The sequence below is a fragment of the Tenuifilum thalassicum genome, from assembly GCF_013265555.1.
Lineage (GTDB): Bacteria > Bacteroidota > Bacteroidia > Bacteroidales > Tenuifilaceae > Tenuifilum > Tenuifilum thalassicum.
This window is the reverse complement of record NZ_CP041345.1, coordinates 2,177,584-2,196,160: the sequence shown is the minus strand read 5'-3', so window position 1 is coordinate 2,196,160 and position 18,577 is coordinate 2,177,584. Positions and strand designations below refer to the sequence as shown.

13 protein-coding genes are annotated in these 18,577 nt (G+C 39.0%); 1 reads left to right on the top strand and 12 read right to left on the bottom strand.

What is annotated here, in order from left to right; genetic code table 11:
• Window positions 1-70 precede the first annotated feature (70 nt).
• A complete protein-coding gene (locus FHG85_RS09205) occupies window positions 71-2,551 on the bottom strand; it encodes an endonuclease MutS2 (protein ID WP_173075148.1) in 2,481 nt (826 codons plus the stop codon).
• Window positions 2,552-2,877: 326 nt separating this feature from the next.
• On the opposite strand from FHG85_RS09205, the gene FHG85_RS09200 reads away from it, so the two are divergent.
• On the top strand, window positions 2,878-4,014 hold the full coding sequence (locus FHG85_RS09200; protein ID WP_173075146.1) for a methyl-accepting chemotaxis protein: 1,137 nt from the start codon (window positions 2,878-2,880) through the stop codon (window positions 4,012-4,014).
• Between the two features lie 27 nt (window positions 4,015-4,041).
• Here FHG85_RS09200 and FHG85_RS09195 read toward each other — a convergent pair whose 3' ends face one another.
• The 11 genes from FHG85_RS09195 to FHG85_RS09145 all read right to left on the bottom strand — a co-directional run bounded on the left by FHG85_RS09195 (window position 4,042) and on the right by FHG85_RS09145 (window position 18,567).
• On the bottom strand, window positions 4,042-6,186 hold the full coding sequence (locus FHG85_RS09195) for a Tex family protein (protein ID WP_173075144.1): 2,145 nt from the start codon (window positions 6,184-6,186) through the stop codon (window positions 4,042-4,044).
• A gap of 101 nt (window positions 6,187-6,287) precedes the next feature.
• Window positions 6,288-7,931: an L-glutamate gamma-semialdehyde dehydrogenase gene (gene pruA / locus FHG85_RS09190; RefSeq protein WP_173075142.1), complete on the bottom strand. Its 1,644-nt coding sequence runs from the start codon at window positions 7,929-7,931 to the stop codon at window positions 6,288-6,290.
• Between the two features lie 680 nt (window positions 7,932-8,611).
• On the bottom strand, window positions 8,612-9,238 hold the full coding sequence (locus FHG85_RS09185; RefSeq protein ID WP_173075140.1) for a WbqC family protein: 627 nt from the start codon (window positions 9,236-9,238) through the stop codon (window positions 8,612-8,614).
• Between the two features lie 75 nt (window positions 9,239-9,313).
• Window positions 9,314-10,651 (bottom strand): signal peptidase I, encoded by a 1,338-nt coding sequence (lepB, locus tag FHG85_RS09180; protein WP_173075138.1) that lies wholly within the window; start codon window positions 10,649-10,651, stop codon window positions 9,314-9,316.
• A gap of 12 nt (window positions 10,652-10,663) precedes the next feature.
• The gene (gene dapB, locus FHG85_RS09175; RefSeq protein WP_173075136.1) at window positions 10,664-11,386 is read right to left on the bottom strand and encodes a 4-hydroxy-tetrahydrodipicolinate reductase; all 723 of its coding nucleotides are present in this window, start codon (window positions 11,384-11,386) and stop codon (window positions 10,664-10,666) included.
• A gap of 132 nt (window positions 11,387-11,518) precedes the next feature.
• Window positions 11,519-11,863, bottom strand: a complete 345-nt coding sequence (gene rplT, locus FHG85_RS09170; protein WP_173075134.1) for a 50S ribosomal protein L20 — start codon at window positions 11,861-11,863, stop codon at window positions 11,519-11,521.
• A gap of 118 nt (window positions 11,864-11,981) precedes the next feature.
• The gene (gene rpmI, locus FHG85_RS09165) at window positions 11,982-12,179 is read right to left on the bottom strand and encodes a 50S ribosomal protein L35 (protein WP_173075132.1); all 198 of its coding nucleotides are present in this window, start codon (window positions 12,177-12,179) and stop codon (window positions 11,982-11,984) included.
• Window positions 12,180-12,213: 34 nt separating this feature from the next.
• A complete protein-coding gene (infC, locus tag FHG85_RS09160; protein WP_173076840.1) occupies window positions 12,214-12,771 on the bottom strand; it encodes a translation initiation factor IF-3 in 558 nt (185 codons plus the stop codon).
• A 28-nt stretch (window positions 12,772-12,799) separates the two neighbouring features.
• Window positions 12,800-14,740: a threonine--tRNA ligase gene (gene thrS / locus FHG85_RS09155; protein WP_173075130.1), complete on the bottom strand. Its 1,941-nt coding sequence runs from the start codon at window positions 14,738-14,740 to the stop codon at window positions 12,800-12,802.
• A gap of 98 nt (window positions 14,741-14,838) precedes the next feature.
• The gene (gene plsY / locus FHG85_RS09150) at window positions 14,839-15,492 is read right to left on the bottom strand and encodes a glycerol-3-phosphate 1-O-acyltransferase PlsY (RefSeq protein ID WP_173075128.1); all 654 of its coding nucleotides are present in this window, start codon (window positions 15,490-15,492) and stop codon (window positions 14,839-14,841) included.
• A gap of 189 nt (window positions 15,493-15,681) precedes the next feature.
• The gene (locus FHG85_RS09145) at window positions 15,682-18,567 is read right to left on the bottom strand and encodes a DEAD/DEAH box helicase (protein ID WP_173075127.1); all 2,886 of its coding nucleotides are present in this window, start codon (window positions 18,565-18,567) and stop codon (window positions 15,682-15,684) included.
• Window positions 18,568-18,577 lie beyond the last annotated feature (10 nt).

The window sequence follows — 18,577 nt, the reverse complement described above, 5'->3', positions numbered from 1 at the left end:
TACAAAATGCCTATAAATTTTCATATTGGTTTGAAATATAAAGCTAAAAATGTAATTGTTGAGAAATATCCTATACATCTAGCTCAACAACAGTGATGCCAGCACCACCAAATTCAATGTGCTCATCGCCAAACCATTTAATGCCTGGTGTCGATTTAAGCAGGTCTCTTACAACTTGCCTTAGTATTCCATCGCCTTTGCCATGAAGTATTCTAACCTTGCTAAATCCTAGCATTAAAGCGTCGTCTATCAGGTCTTGAACAGCTTCAATCGCTTCTTCAGCCCTATATCCTCTTATGTCGATATCCGATTTGAAGTTTAGACGACGCTTGTAGATGTCAAAATTTCCAGCTGGCTTGGGCTTTTGTTTAGCTATATTCTGAAACTCTCCCGACGAAACTCTTTTAAGTTTCTTTGTTTTAACAACTGTAATCATTCCACCAACAGCTATTGATGCTGTTTTTTCGTTTATGCTAATTACCTCTCCAATTACATCGCTGCCTTCAACCTTTACCTTATCGCCTGGTTCAATAGGTTTTTCTTCTTTTTGAACTTGTGCTTTGTGTTCGTTGGTTGTTTTTTGATTTTTTTTACTGGCTTTTCGGGCTTGTCTTTGCTTTATCAGCTCCATTTTACGCTCAACTAGTGCATCTGTATCCTGCCCTAATTGTGTTACTTCGGTTTTTAACTTTTCTATTTCTTCTCTTGCCTTTTTTGTTTGATTTTTTTCGGCGTTGCTCTCCTTGATGATCCTAATGGTGTTTTCAATCTGCTTGTTTACAGTTGCTAAAATCTCTTGGGCCTCTTTTTTAGCAGCGGCTAATATCTCTTTTCGTTTTTTTTCTAGCTCTTCCAGCTCCTTTTGAAGTTTTTGTTCGGCCTCCTCTGCACGTTTGTTGGCAAGTCTAATGCTATCCCTTTTCTTTTCCCAGTAACGTTTATCTCTCGAGATTTTGCGCAAGTGCTTTTCAAAGGTGATATAGTCGGAGCCCACTTTATTAGCAGCTTCGTTAAGAACGGTTTCAGGAAGTCCTATCTTTCTGGCTATTTCGAATGCAAAGCTGCTTCCTGGCTTCCCTATTTCGAGTTTGAATAGGGGCTCTATTCGTTCGATATCAAATAGCATTGCGCCGTTTATGATGCCAGGAGTATTTGCAGCAAAGTGTTTAAGGTTTGAATAGTGGGTTGTGATTACTCCATAGGTGCCTTTATCTCTGAGCTCCTGCAAAATGGCTTCGGCGATTGCACCACCAGCAGTAGGTTCAGTCCCCGAGCCAAATTCATCTATTAAAATAAGGCTTTGCTCGTCGCTACTTCGGAGAATCTGTTTCATGTTTATTAAGTGAGAGCTGTACGTACTTAGGTCATTTTCAATAGATTGCTCGTCGCCAATGTCAATGAATATGTTTGAAAAGATTCCCATTTCGGAGTTTTCAAGTGTGCACGGTAGGAAACCGCATTGCAACATATACTGTAGCAATCCTACTGTTTTTAGGCAAACCGACTTTCCGCCAGCATTAGGACCAGAAATGAGTAGAATTCTATTCTGTTTGTTTAGCTGGATGTCAAGGGGAACAATCTTTTTGCCCTCCTTTTTTAGGCTTAGCTGTAGAATAGGATGGCGTGCTTGTCGTAAGTATATACCTGTTGTATCACTGCTTAATATGGGTTTTGAGCCTTCAAATTCTATGGCAACCAGAGCTTTAGCCCTTATGAAATCAATTTCGCCCATAAAGTCGTAGGCCGAAAGCAGGTCTGGTAGGTATGGGCGAATGTTATCGGTGAATTCAATCAGTATTTTTACAATTTCTCTTCGCTCTTCGTATTCCAGTTCCCTAATTTCGTTGTTTAGCTCAACCACCTCCACGGGTTCAATGAAAACCGTTTTGCCAGTGGCCGACTCGTCGTGAACAATCCCTTTTAGCTTCCGCTTGTTAGCTGCTGCAACTGGAATAACCACACGGCCTTCTCGCACAGTGGGCTGTGCGTCGGAGTCAACAATTCCGCCTTCGCGGGCATGCCGCAGAATGCTTTGCACCAATTTCGATACCGATGCTTCTTTGCTCCTAATAGAAACTCTTATTTCGGCTAGCTGCGGCGATGCGTTATCCTTTATTCGTCCAAATCGGTCTATGATACTATTGATTCTTTCAATAACATAAGGGTAGTAGTTAACGCCAGTGGCTAATTTAGCAATGGAAGGATATTTTTCTGAGACTCGTTTAATAAAATTAAGTAGTTGTTTAATGGTTTCCAGCGATCGGCGTAGCTGATGGAGCTCGTTCTCATCGAGCCATTGCCCATCTATTTGAAGTTTCTTGAGTGCTGGGGTAATATCAATGAAACCATCAGTTGGGAAGTTGTCCTCCATCAAACAGATGGTTTTCATCTCATGGGTCTGCTCTATCCATTCAAAAATAGTTGAGGGGTCTGTGGTGAATTTGACATCCCTTACACGCTGCTCTCCAAGTGGACATAAACAGCTTGCTATGGCTAGCTCACGAACTCTGTCAAATCCAACCTTCTGCTCAAATGTTGTGGGGTATATCATTTTGGACACTATTTTTTGCAAAGGTAATATGATGTTCCTATTTAGCAGGATGTATTTTGTATTCTGAAATAAAAATACTCGTACTGTAATAAATTAATTTGCAAATATACAAGATGTGACCAAATTTAAGTAGCTGTTGCACATCAAGCCATTGCTCTAAATGTTGACGGGTTTCAATGTCTTTTGGTTCTAAGATAAGTTTATTTTTTATTCTTCTAGTTATTTGACTAACATCCAGATTTGTTTCTCATCAACTATTGTTTTCTTGGAGTTAGTTTTATAACTTTATGAAAAAGTATTATTAAAAAATATCAAATAAGATAGTGATGAGTTTTGTATTAAGCCTTCTAATAAGTTCGGTTGTTTCAGGTATCGCTGCTGCCATTCTTTTAAATCGAGTTTACAAGAATAGCATATTTGTAAAAGTTGGCGTTGTTTGGTTGATAAACCTGTTGTTTATAATGACAACGGTAAGCATCAGAGTGAAATTTTATGATGGTGACACTTTGGTGCGCTACATAACTCTCATTGTTAACGTTTTGTTTAGTGTTTCATGTTTCTACTATGCCACAATTAAAGTAGTAAGGCCATTGTCAAAGGCTATTGAAAAGCTTTACAAGCTTGCCGAAGGCGATTTTAATATAGCTGATGATGATTCTTATGTTAATCCAAAAACCGATTTAGGTAGACTGATACAAGCTACCAGCATGATAAAGGATAACTTTGGAAGTGTTGTCCTTCAAATTAAAGAGAATGTGGAAAAACTTCAGCTGATGAGCGATGAGCTGAATGCAATTTCAAACCAAATAGCAGAGGGGGCTGCTGAAGATTCATCTTCAATTGAAGAGATATCATCGTCAATGGAGCAGATTGCTGCTCATATTGAAAAGAATGCAGACAATTCAAGAGTTACTGAGGGTTATTCGAAAAAGGTATTTGAAGGGGTTAAGAATCTCGACAAGGCAGCAGATGAGAATTTAGATGCCATTACTAATATTGCCCAAAAGATTAATGTGATTACTGATATAGCATTTCAAACTAACATATTGGCACTAAATGCAGCGGTTGAGGCTGCTCGTGCTGGTGCTCATGGAAAAGGATTTGCAGTTGTGGCTGCTGAGGTGCGTAAACTTGCTGAAACCAGTAAGATTGCCGCTGATGAAATTGTACAACTGGCTAATAAAAGTGTTGGGGTGGCTGAGCATACTAAAGTTATGCTTAACGAGCTTATCCCTGATATCACAAAAACAACTGAGCTAATTCAGGAAATTACTGCTGCCAGTATGGAGCAGCATGTTGGTGTTGAGCAGGTTAATAATGCTTTACAGCAACAGAATCAGGTTGCACAGCGTAATGCAGCAATCAGCGAAGAGTGTGTTGGCGGAAGCAACAGCCTAGCCGAGTTTGCTAATCAGTTTAAAGAGCTTGTCGCCTATTTTAAAATTCCAAAAAAGAAAAGGTAAATATCTACTTTTTGTTGATGAAATGTTTTATTGATCAACATCTTTCATTGAAAGTTGAATTCGTTTTCGTGCAATATCAACATCAATAACCTTTACCTTAACGTGTTGGTGTAGTTTAACTATGTCGAGAGGGTTTGAAACAAAGTGGTTTGCTAGCTGAGAAATGTGAACTAAACCATCCTGCTTTACACCAACATCAACAAAAACACCAAAGTTGGTTATGTTTGTTACAATTCCAGGTAGCACCATGCCCGGTTTAAGATCATCAATTTTATAGATCCCATCGGCAAATTCAAATACTTTGATGTTTTTTCTAGGGTCGCGGCCAGGTTTTGAGAGTTCTTGCATTATATCGTTGAGCGTTGGAAGCCCTACCTTATCTGTCACATATTTCTCAAGTTTGATTTTCGACCTTAGGTCACTGTTCTGAATAAGATCTACAACTGAACAGTTTAAATCAGCAGCCATTTTTTCAACAATATGATAGCTCTCGGGGTGAACAGCGGTGTTGTCGAGTGGGTTTTCGGCATCGGAAATCCTAAGGAATCCTGCACATTGTTCAAAAGCCTTTTCGCCAAGACGGGGTACTTTCTTTAGTTCACTTCGACTTTTAAATGGTCCATTCTTAGCGCGATACTCAACAATGTTTTTGGCTAGCTGTGGGCCTAGACCTGAAACATAGGTTAGCAAATGCTTACTGGCAGTATTCAGGTGGACTCCAACATGATTAACGCAACTTTCAACCACCTGGTCGAGGCTTTGCTTTAGCTTGTTCTGATCTACATCATGTTGGTATTGCCCCACGCCAATTGATTTGGGGTCAATCTTTACCAATTCGGCCAATGGGTCCATTAGCCTACGGCCAATGGATACAGCACCTCTCACGGTTACGTCGTATTCGGGAAACTCTTCCCTTGCAACAGCCGATGCTGAGTAAACCGATGCCCCATCCTCGCTAACCACAAATACTTTTACATCACGGTTAAATCTAATCCTTTTTATAAGCGATTCTGTTTCACGGCTTGCAGTTCCATTTCCAATGGCAATGGCTTCTATCTTATAGGTGTCAACTAATGCCGATATCTTACTCATAGCTTTTCCCTGCTCACTCTGGGGTGGGTGAGGGTAAATGGTTTCATTGTGCAGTAGGTTGCCTTGTTGGTCAAGACAAACGACCTTGCAACCAGTGCGATATCCAGGGTCAATGGCTAAAACGCTTTTTTGTCCTAGGGGTGGTGAAAGGAGTAGCTGCCTTAAATTCTCGGCAAATACACGAATAGCTTCCTCATCGGCTTTATCCTTTAGCTCCGAAGTGAATTCATTTTCAATTGATGGTTCAATTAGCCTTTTATAGCTATCGGTGATGGCTAGTAGCATTTGATCGGCAGCCTCGCCTTTGGAGCGTATAAATACTCGTTCTAGCTCCTCAACTACTGGTTCAAGAGGTGGCGAAATACTAACTCGAAGGAATCCTTCGTCTTGCCCACGACGCATGGCTAGGAAACGATGCGATGCGCATCTTTTTACCTCTTCCTCCCAGCTAAAGTAATCGGAGTATTTTATGCCTTCAGTTTCTTTACCTTTTACAACTTTCGATTTAATAATGGCAGCCTTTTTGAAATGCTTACGAACAATGTTACGGGCTTTTTCATCTTCGCTAATCCATTCTGCTATTATATCGCGTGCGCCTGCAAGAGCTTCATCCGTATCAGAAACATCGTCGTTTAGGAAATTTTCTGCCTTTGCAAGGATGTTACTTTCTTGTTGCTTGAAAATTATCAATGCTAATGGTTCAAGTCCTTTTTCTTTTGCTATTGTTGCCCTTGTCCTCCTTTTGGGTTTATAGGGTAGGTAGATATCTTCAAGCTCTGTTGGGTTGTAGCAACTTGTAATTCTAGCTCGCAGCTCATCGGTAAGTTTCCCTTGCTCATCAATGGTTGAGAGTATTGTTTCCTTGCGCTTGTCAAGTTCAACATATTTATTTGAAAGGTCGCGTATTGCAGTAACCTGAGTTTCGTCAAGGTTGCCCGTCATTTCCTTACGGTATCGACTAATAAATGGGATGGTAGCACCTTCATCAAGAAGTTTTATGGTGTTGGCAACACCACGGCTATTGATATTAAGCTCCGACGAAATAAGTTCAACGTGCTTGGCTTTGTTAATAATTTCCATAATCGTAAAATTACGACACAAAAAAACGAAATTAAATCAATCCTTGCAAAAAATAAACGGCTACCATATGATAGCCGTTCATCCTAATTTTCTAATTGGTATTACTCTCCACAACGTGCATTTGTCATGTAAGGATAGCGATAATCAGTTGGAGGGTTTAGGTTTTCTTTAATGGTTCTTGGACTAGTCCAACGGATAAGGTTGAATGGACCTCCAGCCTTGTCGTTTGTGCCGCTAGCACGAGCTCCTCCAAAGGGCTGCTGGCCAACCACGGCTCCAGTTGGTTTATCGTTAAAGTAGAAGTTACCTGCTGAATATCTAAGAATACGGCATGCCGTGTTTAATGCTTCTCTATCTGCTGAGAAAATTGCTCCGGTTAGTGCGTATGGAGATGTTTGGTCGCATAGTTCAAGCGTTTCTTCAAACTTCTCATCGGGATAAACATAGATGGTAAGCACAGGGCCAAAAATTTCTTCCTCCATGGTTATAAAGTGAGGATCGGATGTTACAATAACTGTTGGTTCCACAAAATAGCCTTTGCTTTTATCGCCTTTGCCTCCTGCAACTATTTCTGCTTTATCAGATTCCTTGGCCTTTTCAATGTAACTCATGATATTGTCGAAAGAGGCCTCGTCGATCACCGCATTTACAAAGGTTTCATAATCAGTTGGTTCCCCCATGTTTAGCTCATGAAGAATGCCTTGCAGCTTGGTTTTAAACTCAGGCCATACCGATTGTGGAATGTATGCACGCGATGCAGCAGAACATTTTTGTCCCTGGTACTCAAAAGCACCTCTCACAGCTGCTATTACCGCTTCGTTTACATTTGCACTAGGGTGCATGAAGATAAAATCTTTACCGCCTGTTTCGCCAACAAGTTTTGGGTATGAGCGATATTTCCCAATGTTGTTGCTTACAGCCTTCCAGAAGGTGTTAAACGTTACAGTGGAACCGGTAAAGTGAATCCCTGCAAGCATAGGATGATTGAATACCACGTTGCCAATTGCGGAACCTTTACCTGGTATAAAGTTAATGACTCCGTCAGGCACTCCTGCCTCCTTATAAATCTGCATCAAGATGTAGTTCGATAGTAGTGCTGTTGATGCAGGTTTCCATACTACGGTATTTCCCATTAAAACTGGTGCCATGTTTAGATTCGAGGCAATAGCAGTAAAGTTGAATGGGCTAACAGTAAAGATAAACCCTTCAAGCGGTCTGTATTCCAAACGGTTTATAGTGCCCGTTTCAGAGATGGGTTGCTGGTTGTATATTTCAGAGATGTAGTGGGCGTTAAACCTCAGGAAATCAATTGTCTCGCATGCCGCATCAATTTCGGCTTGGTAAACGTTTTTCCCTTGACCTAGCATGGTTGCTGCATTTAGTGTTGCCCTGTATTTTTTTGATATCAGCTCGGCAACTTTGAGCGTTATGCTTAAACGCTCCACCCACGAAACCTGCGACCAGTATTCGTGTGCCTTAAGAGCAGCCTCTATTGCCAGTTGTGTCTCTTCGGGCCCTGCCATATGATATTCAGCTAGCACATGACCATGATTGTGAGGCATAACAACCTTCCCTTTTTTACCAGTGCGAACCTCTTTCCCCCCAATTATTAGGGGTATTTCCATCACCTCCGATGATAGCCTTTTTATCTCATTTTCCAGAGCCTCCCTTTCGGGCGAGCACGGAAGATAGCTTAATATAGGCTCATTTTTAGGTAGATCGTACTTAAAGATTGCGTTGTTCATAGCTTATATTTAATTATGGTTTTTACAAATATAAATACGATATGCAAAAAAATACATAACGAAAATCATTCTTTTATAACAAATCTATAATTAGAATGATTCTAAATAGTAACAAAAAACAGATAAGAATGTTTTATGGAAAAAGGTTAGTCTGGTTTTTAGGCTTAAGGCAAAGTATCGGTTAAAAAATTTGAAGAAGTTAGATGAAGTTAGATGAAGTTAAAAGAAGATAGAGGAACGACTGCGGTCAGGATGCAGTGTATAGTGTGCCGCTGTTATTTGGGGTTAGGGTGGTAGAAACATCTTTCAGTGTGTAAAAGAAGTTATGGTATTTTGAAGGTTTTTGAGTGATTTAATCTACGTTTCCCTTTGTGTGAGATTTGTTGTGTATGTTCAGTTTGCGATTACTCCCTTTCTCCATCAGCCTAAAGGAGATGATAAAAATAATATTACCCCTAAATAAGGGATAGCCCTACCCATCAGGGGCGGTTTTGGAGCGCGTATAGCGGAATGAGTAGGAAGAGCTAGAGTGGACATAATATTTGGGCGTTAATTACTTGTCGCTTCTAGCAGCTTATTGCTGAGTTAAATTTAATCAATCTATCTTATATAGTTAGAAAAAATGAGATTTTAACCTTTGATTTGAGCAATGACTTGCTAATAGTTGAGATGTGCAGAATTCATCCTCTTTTTAGAAGTTCCAAGGATTCAAGCCCTTCGTTAAATAGCATATCTATAATGCTTAAATTTGGGGTGAACCCGAATTTATGTTCAAATACTTGATAGTAAGGGACAGACTCTGGAAATATAGAATTACTTTTTTGTTTTGGGGAGAGGGATCGTAAGTCTGTTGTTCCTTTATCTGTTTCTTTTACAAAGTGGCTGGTTGTTTCAATATTCTTTTTTATTTCAAGAAATTCAAAAATAGCATTTATTAAACTAAGGTTTAGCTCCCAAAGCGTATCGAATTTTTTTTCATAGAAAGGGAATAGGAAGTCAGCAATAAACTCAAAGTAAGCCGATGATCGGTAAGCTGATTCAATAGCTCTTACATGGTTTTTGTTCCACCTGGTTGAGTAATCAACTTCAACCTCTGTAATTGGTGTATGGTTACCCTTTGGCCTAATGACAGGTATAATCAATGGAAGAGGTCCATTAGCGCTTAAAATTAAACATCTATTTCGATAGGTTTGTTTAATGTACGTTTCATGGGCTTCAAAAATGATTTTTTCTGCGTTAAGAATTGCTGAAAAGTAGCTAATAGGTGGAAGGTATGCTGTACTAGCCAATAACTTACTATCACTCATTGTAAAGCGTTTTTATGAAAGACCCTGTTGAAGAGAGAAATTTCCGCAACAGGGTTAAGAGGTGTATAGGGTATATTATTTAATTGCCTTAAATATTCGGTTGAATCGGATATTTGACGGGAAACTCCTTTCTTTGTCAATGGAAAGCCAAATAAACGAAGCTTTTCCTACGACATGGTCCTCAGGTACAAAGCCCCAGAAACGGCTATCGGCCGAGTTGTGTCTGTTATCACCCATCATAAAATAGTAGTCCATTTTAAAGGTATAGGAATCGGCTGGTTTTCCATTGATAAATATGGTATCGTTTTCAACTTTTAGGTCGTTGTTTTCGTACACATCTATTATTCTTCTATAAATTGGCAAATTCGCGGTAGTTAGTTTTACTGTAGTCCCTTTTTTGGGAATCCAAAGTGGGCCAAAGTTGTCTTCGTTCCATGCAAAGCGTGGGTCGTGAGGGAAAATTAACTTCCACATAACCATGGTATCGAGGTTTTCATTTCGGGTGATTTCAACTATGTTGCTGAACGATTTAAAGCGCTCTACCATCTCCTCAGTTAAGGGCATCGTGTAAACCGATTCTTGAGGATTGTAGTTGACATCCGATTTGGCGATTCCCATTTCCTGAAGTCGCAGAGGGTTTATTGTACTACCATTGGTCTTAATGGTGTAGTTATATTGTCGTTTACCAATTTTTTCCTGTTCTTTTCCATTAACATAAAGAACACCATGAATAACCTGAATGGTATCACCAGGTATGGCTACACATCTTTTGATGTAGTTTTCGCGCTTATCAACAGGCCGATAAATAACATCAAAGTTTTGTCGAATGTAGTCACGTCCATAAATTCTTGCTAGGGTATAGTAGCTTGAGTTTTGGTCCTGCAAACAAACAGTATCGCCTTCGGGAAAGTTGAAAACTACCACATCGTTACGTTTAATACTACCGAAGCCTTTTAGACGCTTATATGGCCAACGGGGCCACTCAATAAACGATTTTGTGTATTTAGTGAATGGTAGCGTGTGATGAACAAATGGGAATGAGATAGGCGTGTTTGGGAGTTTTGGTCCGTATGCAACCTTACTAACAAAAAGGTAGTCGCCTACAAGCAACGATTTTTCCATTGATGATGTTGGTATGGTGTATGCTTCAATGAAAAACATTCGTATGAGAGTTGCTGCAACAACAGCAAAAATTATAGCATCGACCCATTCAATTAAAACGGATTTTTTTTGCCCCCGTTTCTTCCAAAACGTCCAGTTTACCTTTTGGGTTATGTAGTGGTCAAAAATAATGGGCAGTCCAAGTAGTAGCCAGTAGTTTCCAATCCATATTACCCATAGGATAAAAATGGTTGCTGTAACTGCAAATCGAAAATACTTGTTTTTCAGAAAATCTTTAACTTTTTGAAACATTGTTGTATAGGTTTAGTCAAGTTTTAGTAAATCGTCCATGTTGAAGAAGCCTTTCCGGCCATGAATAAATTCAGCAGCCATAACTGCTCCGAAAGCGAACCCTCTTCTGCTTTTGGCTTCGTGCTTTAAAGTGATTGAATCTATTTCGGAGTTGAAATTGACTATGTGGGTCCCTGGAACCGTTCCTTCACGGATAGCTTCTATTGGAATTTTTTCATCCGAAGTTTCAGGCTTCAAAGTCCATCCGTTATAGTTTGAGAGTTCATCTGCTAAAATATTTGCTATGCTAATAGCCGTTCCGCTTGGTGCGTCAATTTTTTGCGTATGATGAATTTCTGTTATTTCGGGAGAGTAACTTCCAAATCGTTCAATAAGAGTCGATGCGTATCTGGTTATTTTAAAAAAGATGTTAACCCCAATGCTAAAATTCGATGCGTAAAAGAACGTGTTTTCGCCTTTTTGGGCTACTTTAATTAGTTCTTCTAGCTGATTATTCCAACCTGTAGTTCCGCAAACTACTGGGATACCCGCTTCAAAGCATTTCTTCACGTTTTTGTATGCTGTTTCAGGCGATGTAAACTCAATGGCAACATCTGCCATTTTTAAATTTTCGGTAGTAAGGTCATTTAGGTTGTTATTGTCGATGGTTAGTACAATCTTATGTCCTCGCTCGGTGGCAACACTTTCAACCTGATGCCCCATTTTACCGTATCCGATAATAGCAATTTTAAGCATCTTTTATTTAATATTTCAGTTTGCAATTTATAAAAAGGTTGGGAATAATGTAGATTTCATTAATTATAACTTAAATAAAATTAACAAAAAAAGGGGCAGTGATGCCCCTGTTTTATAACTTTTGAAAGAATGCTATTTTACAGAATCAACAATAGCTTTAAATGCTTCGGGATTATTCATAGCCAAATCGGCTAAAACCTTGCGGTTGATTTCAATACCCTTTTTGTTGATTTTGCCCATAAATTCAGAGTAAGTCATGCCATACTCACGAACTGCAGCATTAATACGCTGAATCCAAAGAGCACGGAACTCAATTTTCTTTTTCTTACGGTCGCGATATGCGTAGGTTAACCCTTTTTCAAGAGTGTTTTTTGCAACCGTGTAAACATTTTTGCGCGCAAGAAAATTCCCTTTAGTCTGTTTAAGAATTTTTTTTCTGCGTTTGCGCGATGCTACTGCATTTACTGATCTTGGCATTTTTTTACAATTTTTGAATGATTAGCGGTTCACTCCATTTGAACTCTTTTGCTGCTAATTCATTCTGTTAAACATTAAATAGAAAAGTTGATAATAAACTAAAAAAGAAAACGGTTTGCTACTTAAGACCAAGCATTAGTTTTACTCTTCCCTCATCAGTTTTGTCAACTAAACCAACGTGGGTAAGGTTACGCTTTTGCTTAGTCTCTTTCTTAGTCAAAATGTGACTCTTGTAAGCATGTTTTCTTTTAATCTTACCTGTTCCGGTTAAAGCGAAACGCTTTTTTGCACCAGAATGAGTCTTTGTTTTTGGCATCCTACAATTTATTTATTGATTACTAAATGGTTTACTATTTCTTTTTGCTTCCCTTGGGTGCAATAATCATTATCATTCGTTTCCCTTCAAGTTTAGGGAGTTGTTCAACTTTGCCATACTCTTCGACATCTTGAGCAAATCGAAGAAGCAAAATCTCCCCCTGCTCTTTAAATAGGATTGACCGTCCTTTAAAGAACACGTACGCCTTTACTTTTGCACCATCTTGTAGGAAATTTATGGCATGTTTCAATTTGAAGTTGTAGTCGTGTTCATCGGTATTAGGACCAAAACGAATCTCTTTAACTACAATTTTTTGTGCATTAGCCTTAATTTCCTTTTGTTTCTTTTTAAGCTGGTAAAGGAATTTCTGATAATCGGTTATTTTGCAAACTGGTGGGTCTGCCTTATCAGAAATCATTACCAAATCCAGTTCCATTTCATCGGCAATTTGAAGTGCCTTTTCTATAGGATAAATACCTGGATTTTCGATGTTGTCGCCTACTAAGCGTACAGTTTTCGCTTTAATTTTTTCGTTAATTTGATAGGCTTCAACCTCAGGCTTTCTATTTCTATTTCTGTTTGGTGCTGCTATAACTGTGTCCTCCTAATTTTAGTTAACACTATATTTCTTTTAGCTGGTTATCAATTTCAGCCTTTATATGTTTAACAAATTCTTCAAGTTTCATTTGTCCTTTATCGCCTTGCCCTTGAACACGAACCGCAACAGAGTTGCTTTCTTGTTCTTTCTCGCCAACAATCAAAAGGTAAGGGATTCTTCGTAACTCATTGTCCCTTATCTTTTTACCGATTTTTTCGTTTCGGTCATCAATCAGGCTGCGAATATCGTAATTATTTAGGAAATTTGAAACACTTTTTGCGTATTCGTTAAATTTTTCACTTATTGGTAGCACTACAACCTGGTCGGGAGTTAGCCATAGTGGAAACTTTCCGCCAGTATGCTCAATTAAAACAGCTACAAAACGCTCCATTGAGCCAAACGGAGCTCTGTGAATCATAATTGGCCGATAACGTTTATCGTCCGAACCGATGTATTCGAGCTGAAAGCGCTCGGGTAGGTTATAATCTACCTGAATGGTACCAAGCTGCCATTTGCGTCCAATTGCATCGCGTACCATGAAGTCAAGTTTAGGCCCATAAAAGGCTGCTTCACCTAATTCGGTTACGGTTTTAAGCCCGCGCTCTGCAGCCGCTTCAACAATAGCTTTTTCTGCTTTTTCCCAATTTTCGTCAGAGCCAATATATTTCTCTTTATTGTTAGGATCGCGAAGCGATATCTGAGCAGTATAGTCCTGAAAGTTCAGGGTTTTGAATATGTATAAAACAATGTCGATAACCTTAACAAATTCCTCTTTAAGTTGATCGGGACGGCAGAATATATGGGCGTCGTCCTGAGTAAATCCCCTTACACGGGTTAAACCATGTAGTTCGCCGCTTTGCTCGTAACGGTAAACAGTTCCAAACTCTGCTAGGCGAAGGGGTAAGTCTTTGTACGACCTAGGTTTTGACTTGTATATCTCGCAGTGATGAGGGCAGTTCATGGGTTTTAACAGGAACTCTTCGCCTTCTTGAGGGGTGTTAATTGGTCGGAAACTGTCTTTTCCATATTTAGCCCAGTGCCCCGATGTCTCGTAAAGTTCTTTTTGGCCAATATGAGGAGTAATTACCTGCTCGTAGCCGTATTTCTTTTGAACACGCTTTAAAAACATTTCAAGACGTTCACGGAGTTGGGCTCCTTTGGGTAGCCATAGAGGTAATCCCTGGCCAACGCTTTGCGAGAAAGTAAAAAGTTCTAATTCCTTCCCAATTTTACGGTGATCGCGTTTCTTTGCCTCTTCAAGCATTGCCAAGTACTCATCGAGTAGATTCTTTTTGGGGAAAGTAATTCCATAAATGCGGGTAAGCATTTTATTCTTTTCATCGCCCCTCCAGTAAGCACCAGCAACGCTTAGTAGCTTTATGGCCTTGATGTATCCAGTATGGGGTAGGTGAGGACCTCGACACAAATCGGTGAAGTCACCCTGTGTGTAGAATGTGATAGTGCCATCTTCAAGGTCGTTGATTAGCTCAACCTTATATGGGTCGCTCTTCTCCTTGTATGTTTTAAGAGCTTGCTCCTTTGAAACTTCTTTTCTAGTGATTGGCTGCTTTTGTTGAGCAAACTCAAGCATCTTTTTCTCTATCTTGGGTAGATCTTCTTCGGAAATGGAATGGCCATTAAAGTCAATGTCGTAGTAAAACCCATTCTCAATGCTTGGGCCAATGCCAAGTTTTACTCCAGGGTAGAGGGCTTCTATGGCTTCAGCCATTAGGTGAGCCGAAGAGTGCCAAAATGCATGCTTCCCTTCAGGATCGTCCCATTTGTGTAACTTGATTGTAGCATCAGTTTCAATCCCACGTGTTAAATCCCATACTTCATTGTTTACTGAGATTGCTAAAACCTCTTTTGCAAGCCGTTCGGATATGCTTTTGGCTATATCCAAACCAGTCACACCTTTGGGATACTCCCTTACCGCACCATCGGGAAATGTTATTTTAATCATATTGCTGAATATCAATTTTAAACGAAATGCAAAATTATAAAAAATATTTCATTCCTCTTGAGTAGAGCAGTATAAAATTAAATGCTAATGTAAACTGATTACTTTTTTTGTTGATTTATCTTCCCCTTTTTTTTGAGGGAGAATTTAGATTCTTCCCCTTTGATAAGCCTTTCTATATTTTTTTGATGAGTGAATAGCATTAGTATTGCAAGTGCAAATGCAAAGATAATAAGCGAAGGGTTCGACGTTCGGTAAATGAAAATTAAAACCAACGGGAACGAAAACCCTGCAATCATAGAGCTAAGTGAAACATATTTCGTGATGATTACCGAAACTGTCCAAATTCCAAAAACAATAAGTGTTGCATAAGGGTGCAATGCAAAAACTACACCCGATAGAACGGCCACACCTTTTCCCCCTCGAAATTGTGCGAAAATGGGGAAGATGTGCCCAAGTAATGCTGCAATTCCAAGGAAGAGCTGAAAGTTTATAAACATTCCAGTTTTAGGGATGTAGAAATCGGTTAAATAAAGCAACCTGACAGCTAGATAGCCTTTCAGTACATCTACTATGAAAACAAATATTCCAGGGAGCAGCCCAAGAACTCTAATGGTATTTGTTGCACCAGCGTTTCCGCTGCCATGATCTCTAACATCAACACCATAAAAAATTTTACCTACCCAAACCGATGTAGGTATTGAACCTAAAAGGTATGCTGCAAATATTATAGCAATTTTGAGAATAGTTTCCATGCTACAAAGATAAGAACTTTAATACGGAATTAGTTTCTAATGTTTTGACTTTTTAGCTGTTTGTAGAAGTAATAGTCAGATATCCAGGTTTGTACGTTCTTTGCTGGTTTTGATTTTTTGCACATGTTGCATAAGTTCAGGAACCAAGTGCGGTTTTGGTTATAAATTAATGCTAGAGGTGAATTACTTCTATTCTACAAGACTCATTATTTGTTCCTTGTTAAGGATTACCATCGGATTGTTGCTGTTAACAAATTCATGGGCAAGATTTTCCTTATGCGATTGAAGTCTGATAATCTTTTCTTCTACAGTGTTTCTTGAAATGAATCGATAAACGAAAACCTTTTTTGTTTGCCCAATTCGGTGGGCGCGCGAAGCAGCTTGCATTTCGGCTGCTGGGTTCCACCAGGGGTCGAGTATAAAAATGTAATCGGCAGCAGTGAGATTTAATCCTACACCACCGGCTTTGAGCGATATGAGGAATATCTTTTTATCTGGGTCGTTCTGGAAGTTTTCCACAACATTTTCCCTATTTGTTGTTGAACCAGTTAACATCTCATATCCTATATTGCTTTCTTGCAGGTAGCTTTCAACCTGGTTAAGGTGCTTTACAAACGATGAGAATATCAAAATTTTATGGTTTTCCGATATGACGCTTTCTATCATCTGGGTTATTTCTTCGAACTTGCCAGAGGGTATTTCGGAGTATTCGTCTAGCATGGCAGGGTGATTGGCAAGTTGGCGTAGTCGAGTTAGCGCCGATAGGATGTTAACGGAAATTGAATCGGTTTGACTGTTTTCAAAAGCATCAATAATCATCCTTCTCGTTTTCGATTTTTCCTCCTCATATATTCTGCTTTGTTCATCGCTCATCTCACAATAAACAATTTGCTCGGTAAGCGGAGGTAACTCTTTAGCCACTTGTTCTTTTGTCCGCCTTAAGATTAATGGTTCTATAAGTTTTTTAAGAAGTTTTTGCTTTTCTGAATCGTTTCTTTTTTCGATAGGAGTGGCAAATTCATCGCTGAATACTTTAATGCCACCTAACATCCCTCTGTTCAGGAAGTTCATTTGAGACCATAGGTCGAAAAGGTTGTTCTCGATAGGCGTACCGCTTAAGCATAGCTTTTTATCTGATTTTAGCAGCAATACACTTCTGTAAATTTTTGAGGCTGGATTTTTAATAGTTTGACTTTCGTCAAGTACTACAAGCCTAAAAGGGAAATCTTTAAGCAGGTTTATATCGTTTCTTATTGTGCCGTATGATGTTATAACTACATGGTTTGTTTTAAATAATTTTAGGCTTTTCTCTCGGTTTGTGCCATGGTAAATGCCAACCCGAATTGTTGGTGCAAATTTTTCAAATTCGTTAAACCAGTTGAATATTATTGAAGTCGGTGCAACTATCAAGGTTGTTTTGTGTTCTCCTTTTTTATAATCACCATTTTCCAGTTCCGACAGAATAAAGGTAATGGTTTGTAGGGTCTTTCCTAACCCCATGTCATCGGCTAGGCATCCGTTTAGCCCGTTTTCGGATAGCGTTTTTAGCCATACGTAGCCAATAGTTTGATACTTCCTAAGCCTAGCGTCTAATGATTTGGGGAGTTCAACCGATTTTGCAGTTATGTTTTTGATTCTTTCTGCAAAATCTGACATGCTTTGTGTTTCGATGTTATTGTCTGACAAAAGAGCGACATTGGCTTTAGAAATTAAGAGTTTCTCTCCCTCTTCTTTCCCAAACATAAATATGGTTCGGTATTTGGCAAACCATTCATCGGGAAGTATAAAGATTTGCCCATTTGGTAGAGTGTATTCTCGGATATTTTTAATTATATGCTTCCTGAAGTGTATAAAAGGAACTTTAAATGAGCCAATTTCAACCATGCCATATAAATCGAACCAATCAATACCTTCGTTTACTCTTATTGAAAGGTTAAACCCGTTTATATGGTAGTTGGCTTGTTTGTATTTTTGTTGGATTTCGAATCCTAGTTCGGAGAGTTTTTGTTGGTTTCGGTTGAGCCATTCAATTAGTCTGAAATCATCCAAACCATCATTTTCAGGTTTGCCAGGGAAGTACTCATTCTCACCAACCTTTTTTAGATGCAAGTCCTTTTCAACTTTGCCCCTTAGCTTGGTTTCTTTGGGAGTGTTTCTTATAAGTTTTGTGAATTTATATTTTCCAGCTCTATGTGATAGTTTTACTTCGGTTGTAGGTGGGGTGTTTGCTGCAATGATTTTGTTACCGTATTTAAAGTTTAAGGTTAGGCATGCTCCCCCTGCAAGCCTTTCTTCAAGAGTTAGCACAGGCGTTGGTCTGCTGTTTTTCTCATCTATTTCAAAACCGATGGCCTCAACTATGTTGTTCCGTACTGCGTTTAGCACAAAGGATTCCATATATCTTTGAACCGATTGCAACGGTATGGTTATAAAGTCTTTGTTTAGATAGGGGGTGAATTTTTTGCCATCAATTCCGTCGATATAAAAAATATTGTTTGAAAACTTTAGCAGGCAGGGTTCCATGGTTAGAACTTCAAAATCACCTGGCTTTGCAATGAGAACTTGGTTTCCATGCTTGATTTTTAAAGAATATTTAATGCCGTTTTCATCAAGTTCGAAACGGAAAACAGGTTTCGCTGGTTCTTTATGGTAAGAAACCCTTCTCTCGTCGTAAAGATTGTTTGCATTCCGGTCTCTAAAAAATATTGGAGTGCCAATTTCGCTAGCCTTTTCTAAGATTTTAAATATTCTACGGTCAATATAGTTCCTTATGTAGCTTTTGAGGTTATCGTCGGTATGTATTTTGCTAATGAGTTCGGTGAATGTTTTTGTGTCTCGCCCAAAAAGTTTAAGTAAAGCTTTCTCTGTAATCTCATTTATGTTTTTTAATATTTCAGTTTCTTCGGTTGTTGTGCGGTCGGAATGCAAAATGGCTGAATCTACTATCAGATTTCTTTCTATTTTATAAGAGTCTTCGTTAATAGGTTCCAATAAATAGGCTCCAGCAGTAAGTCCTAATTCTCTGTGTTGATATAGGGCTATGGCAAAAAAAAGTTGGTTGTCTGTTGAATCCATTTATCCTATT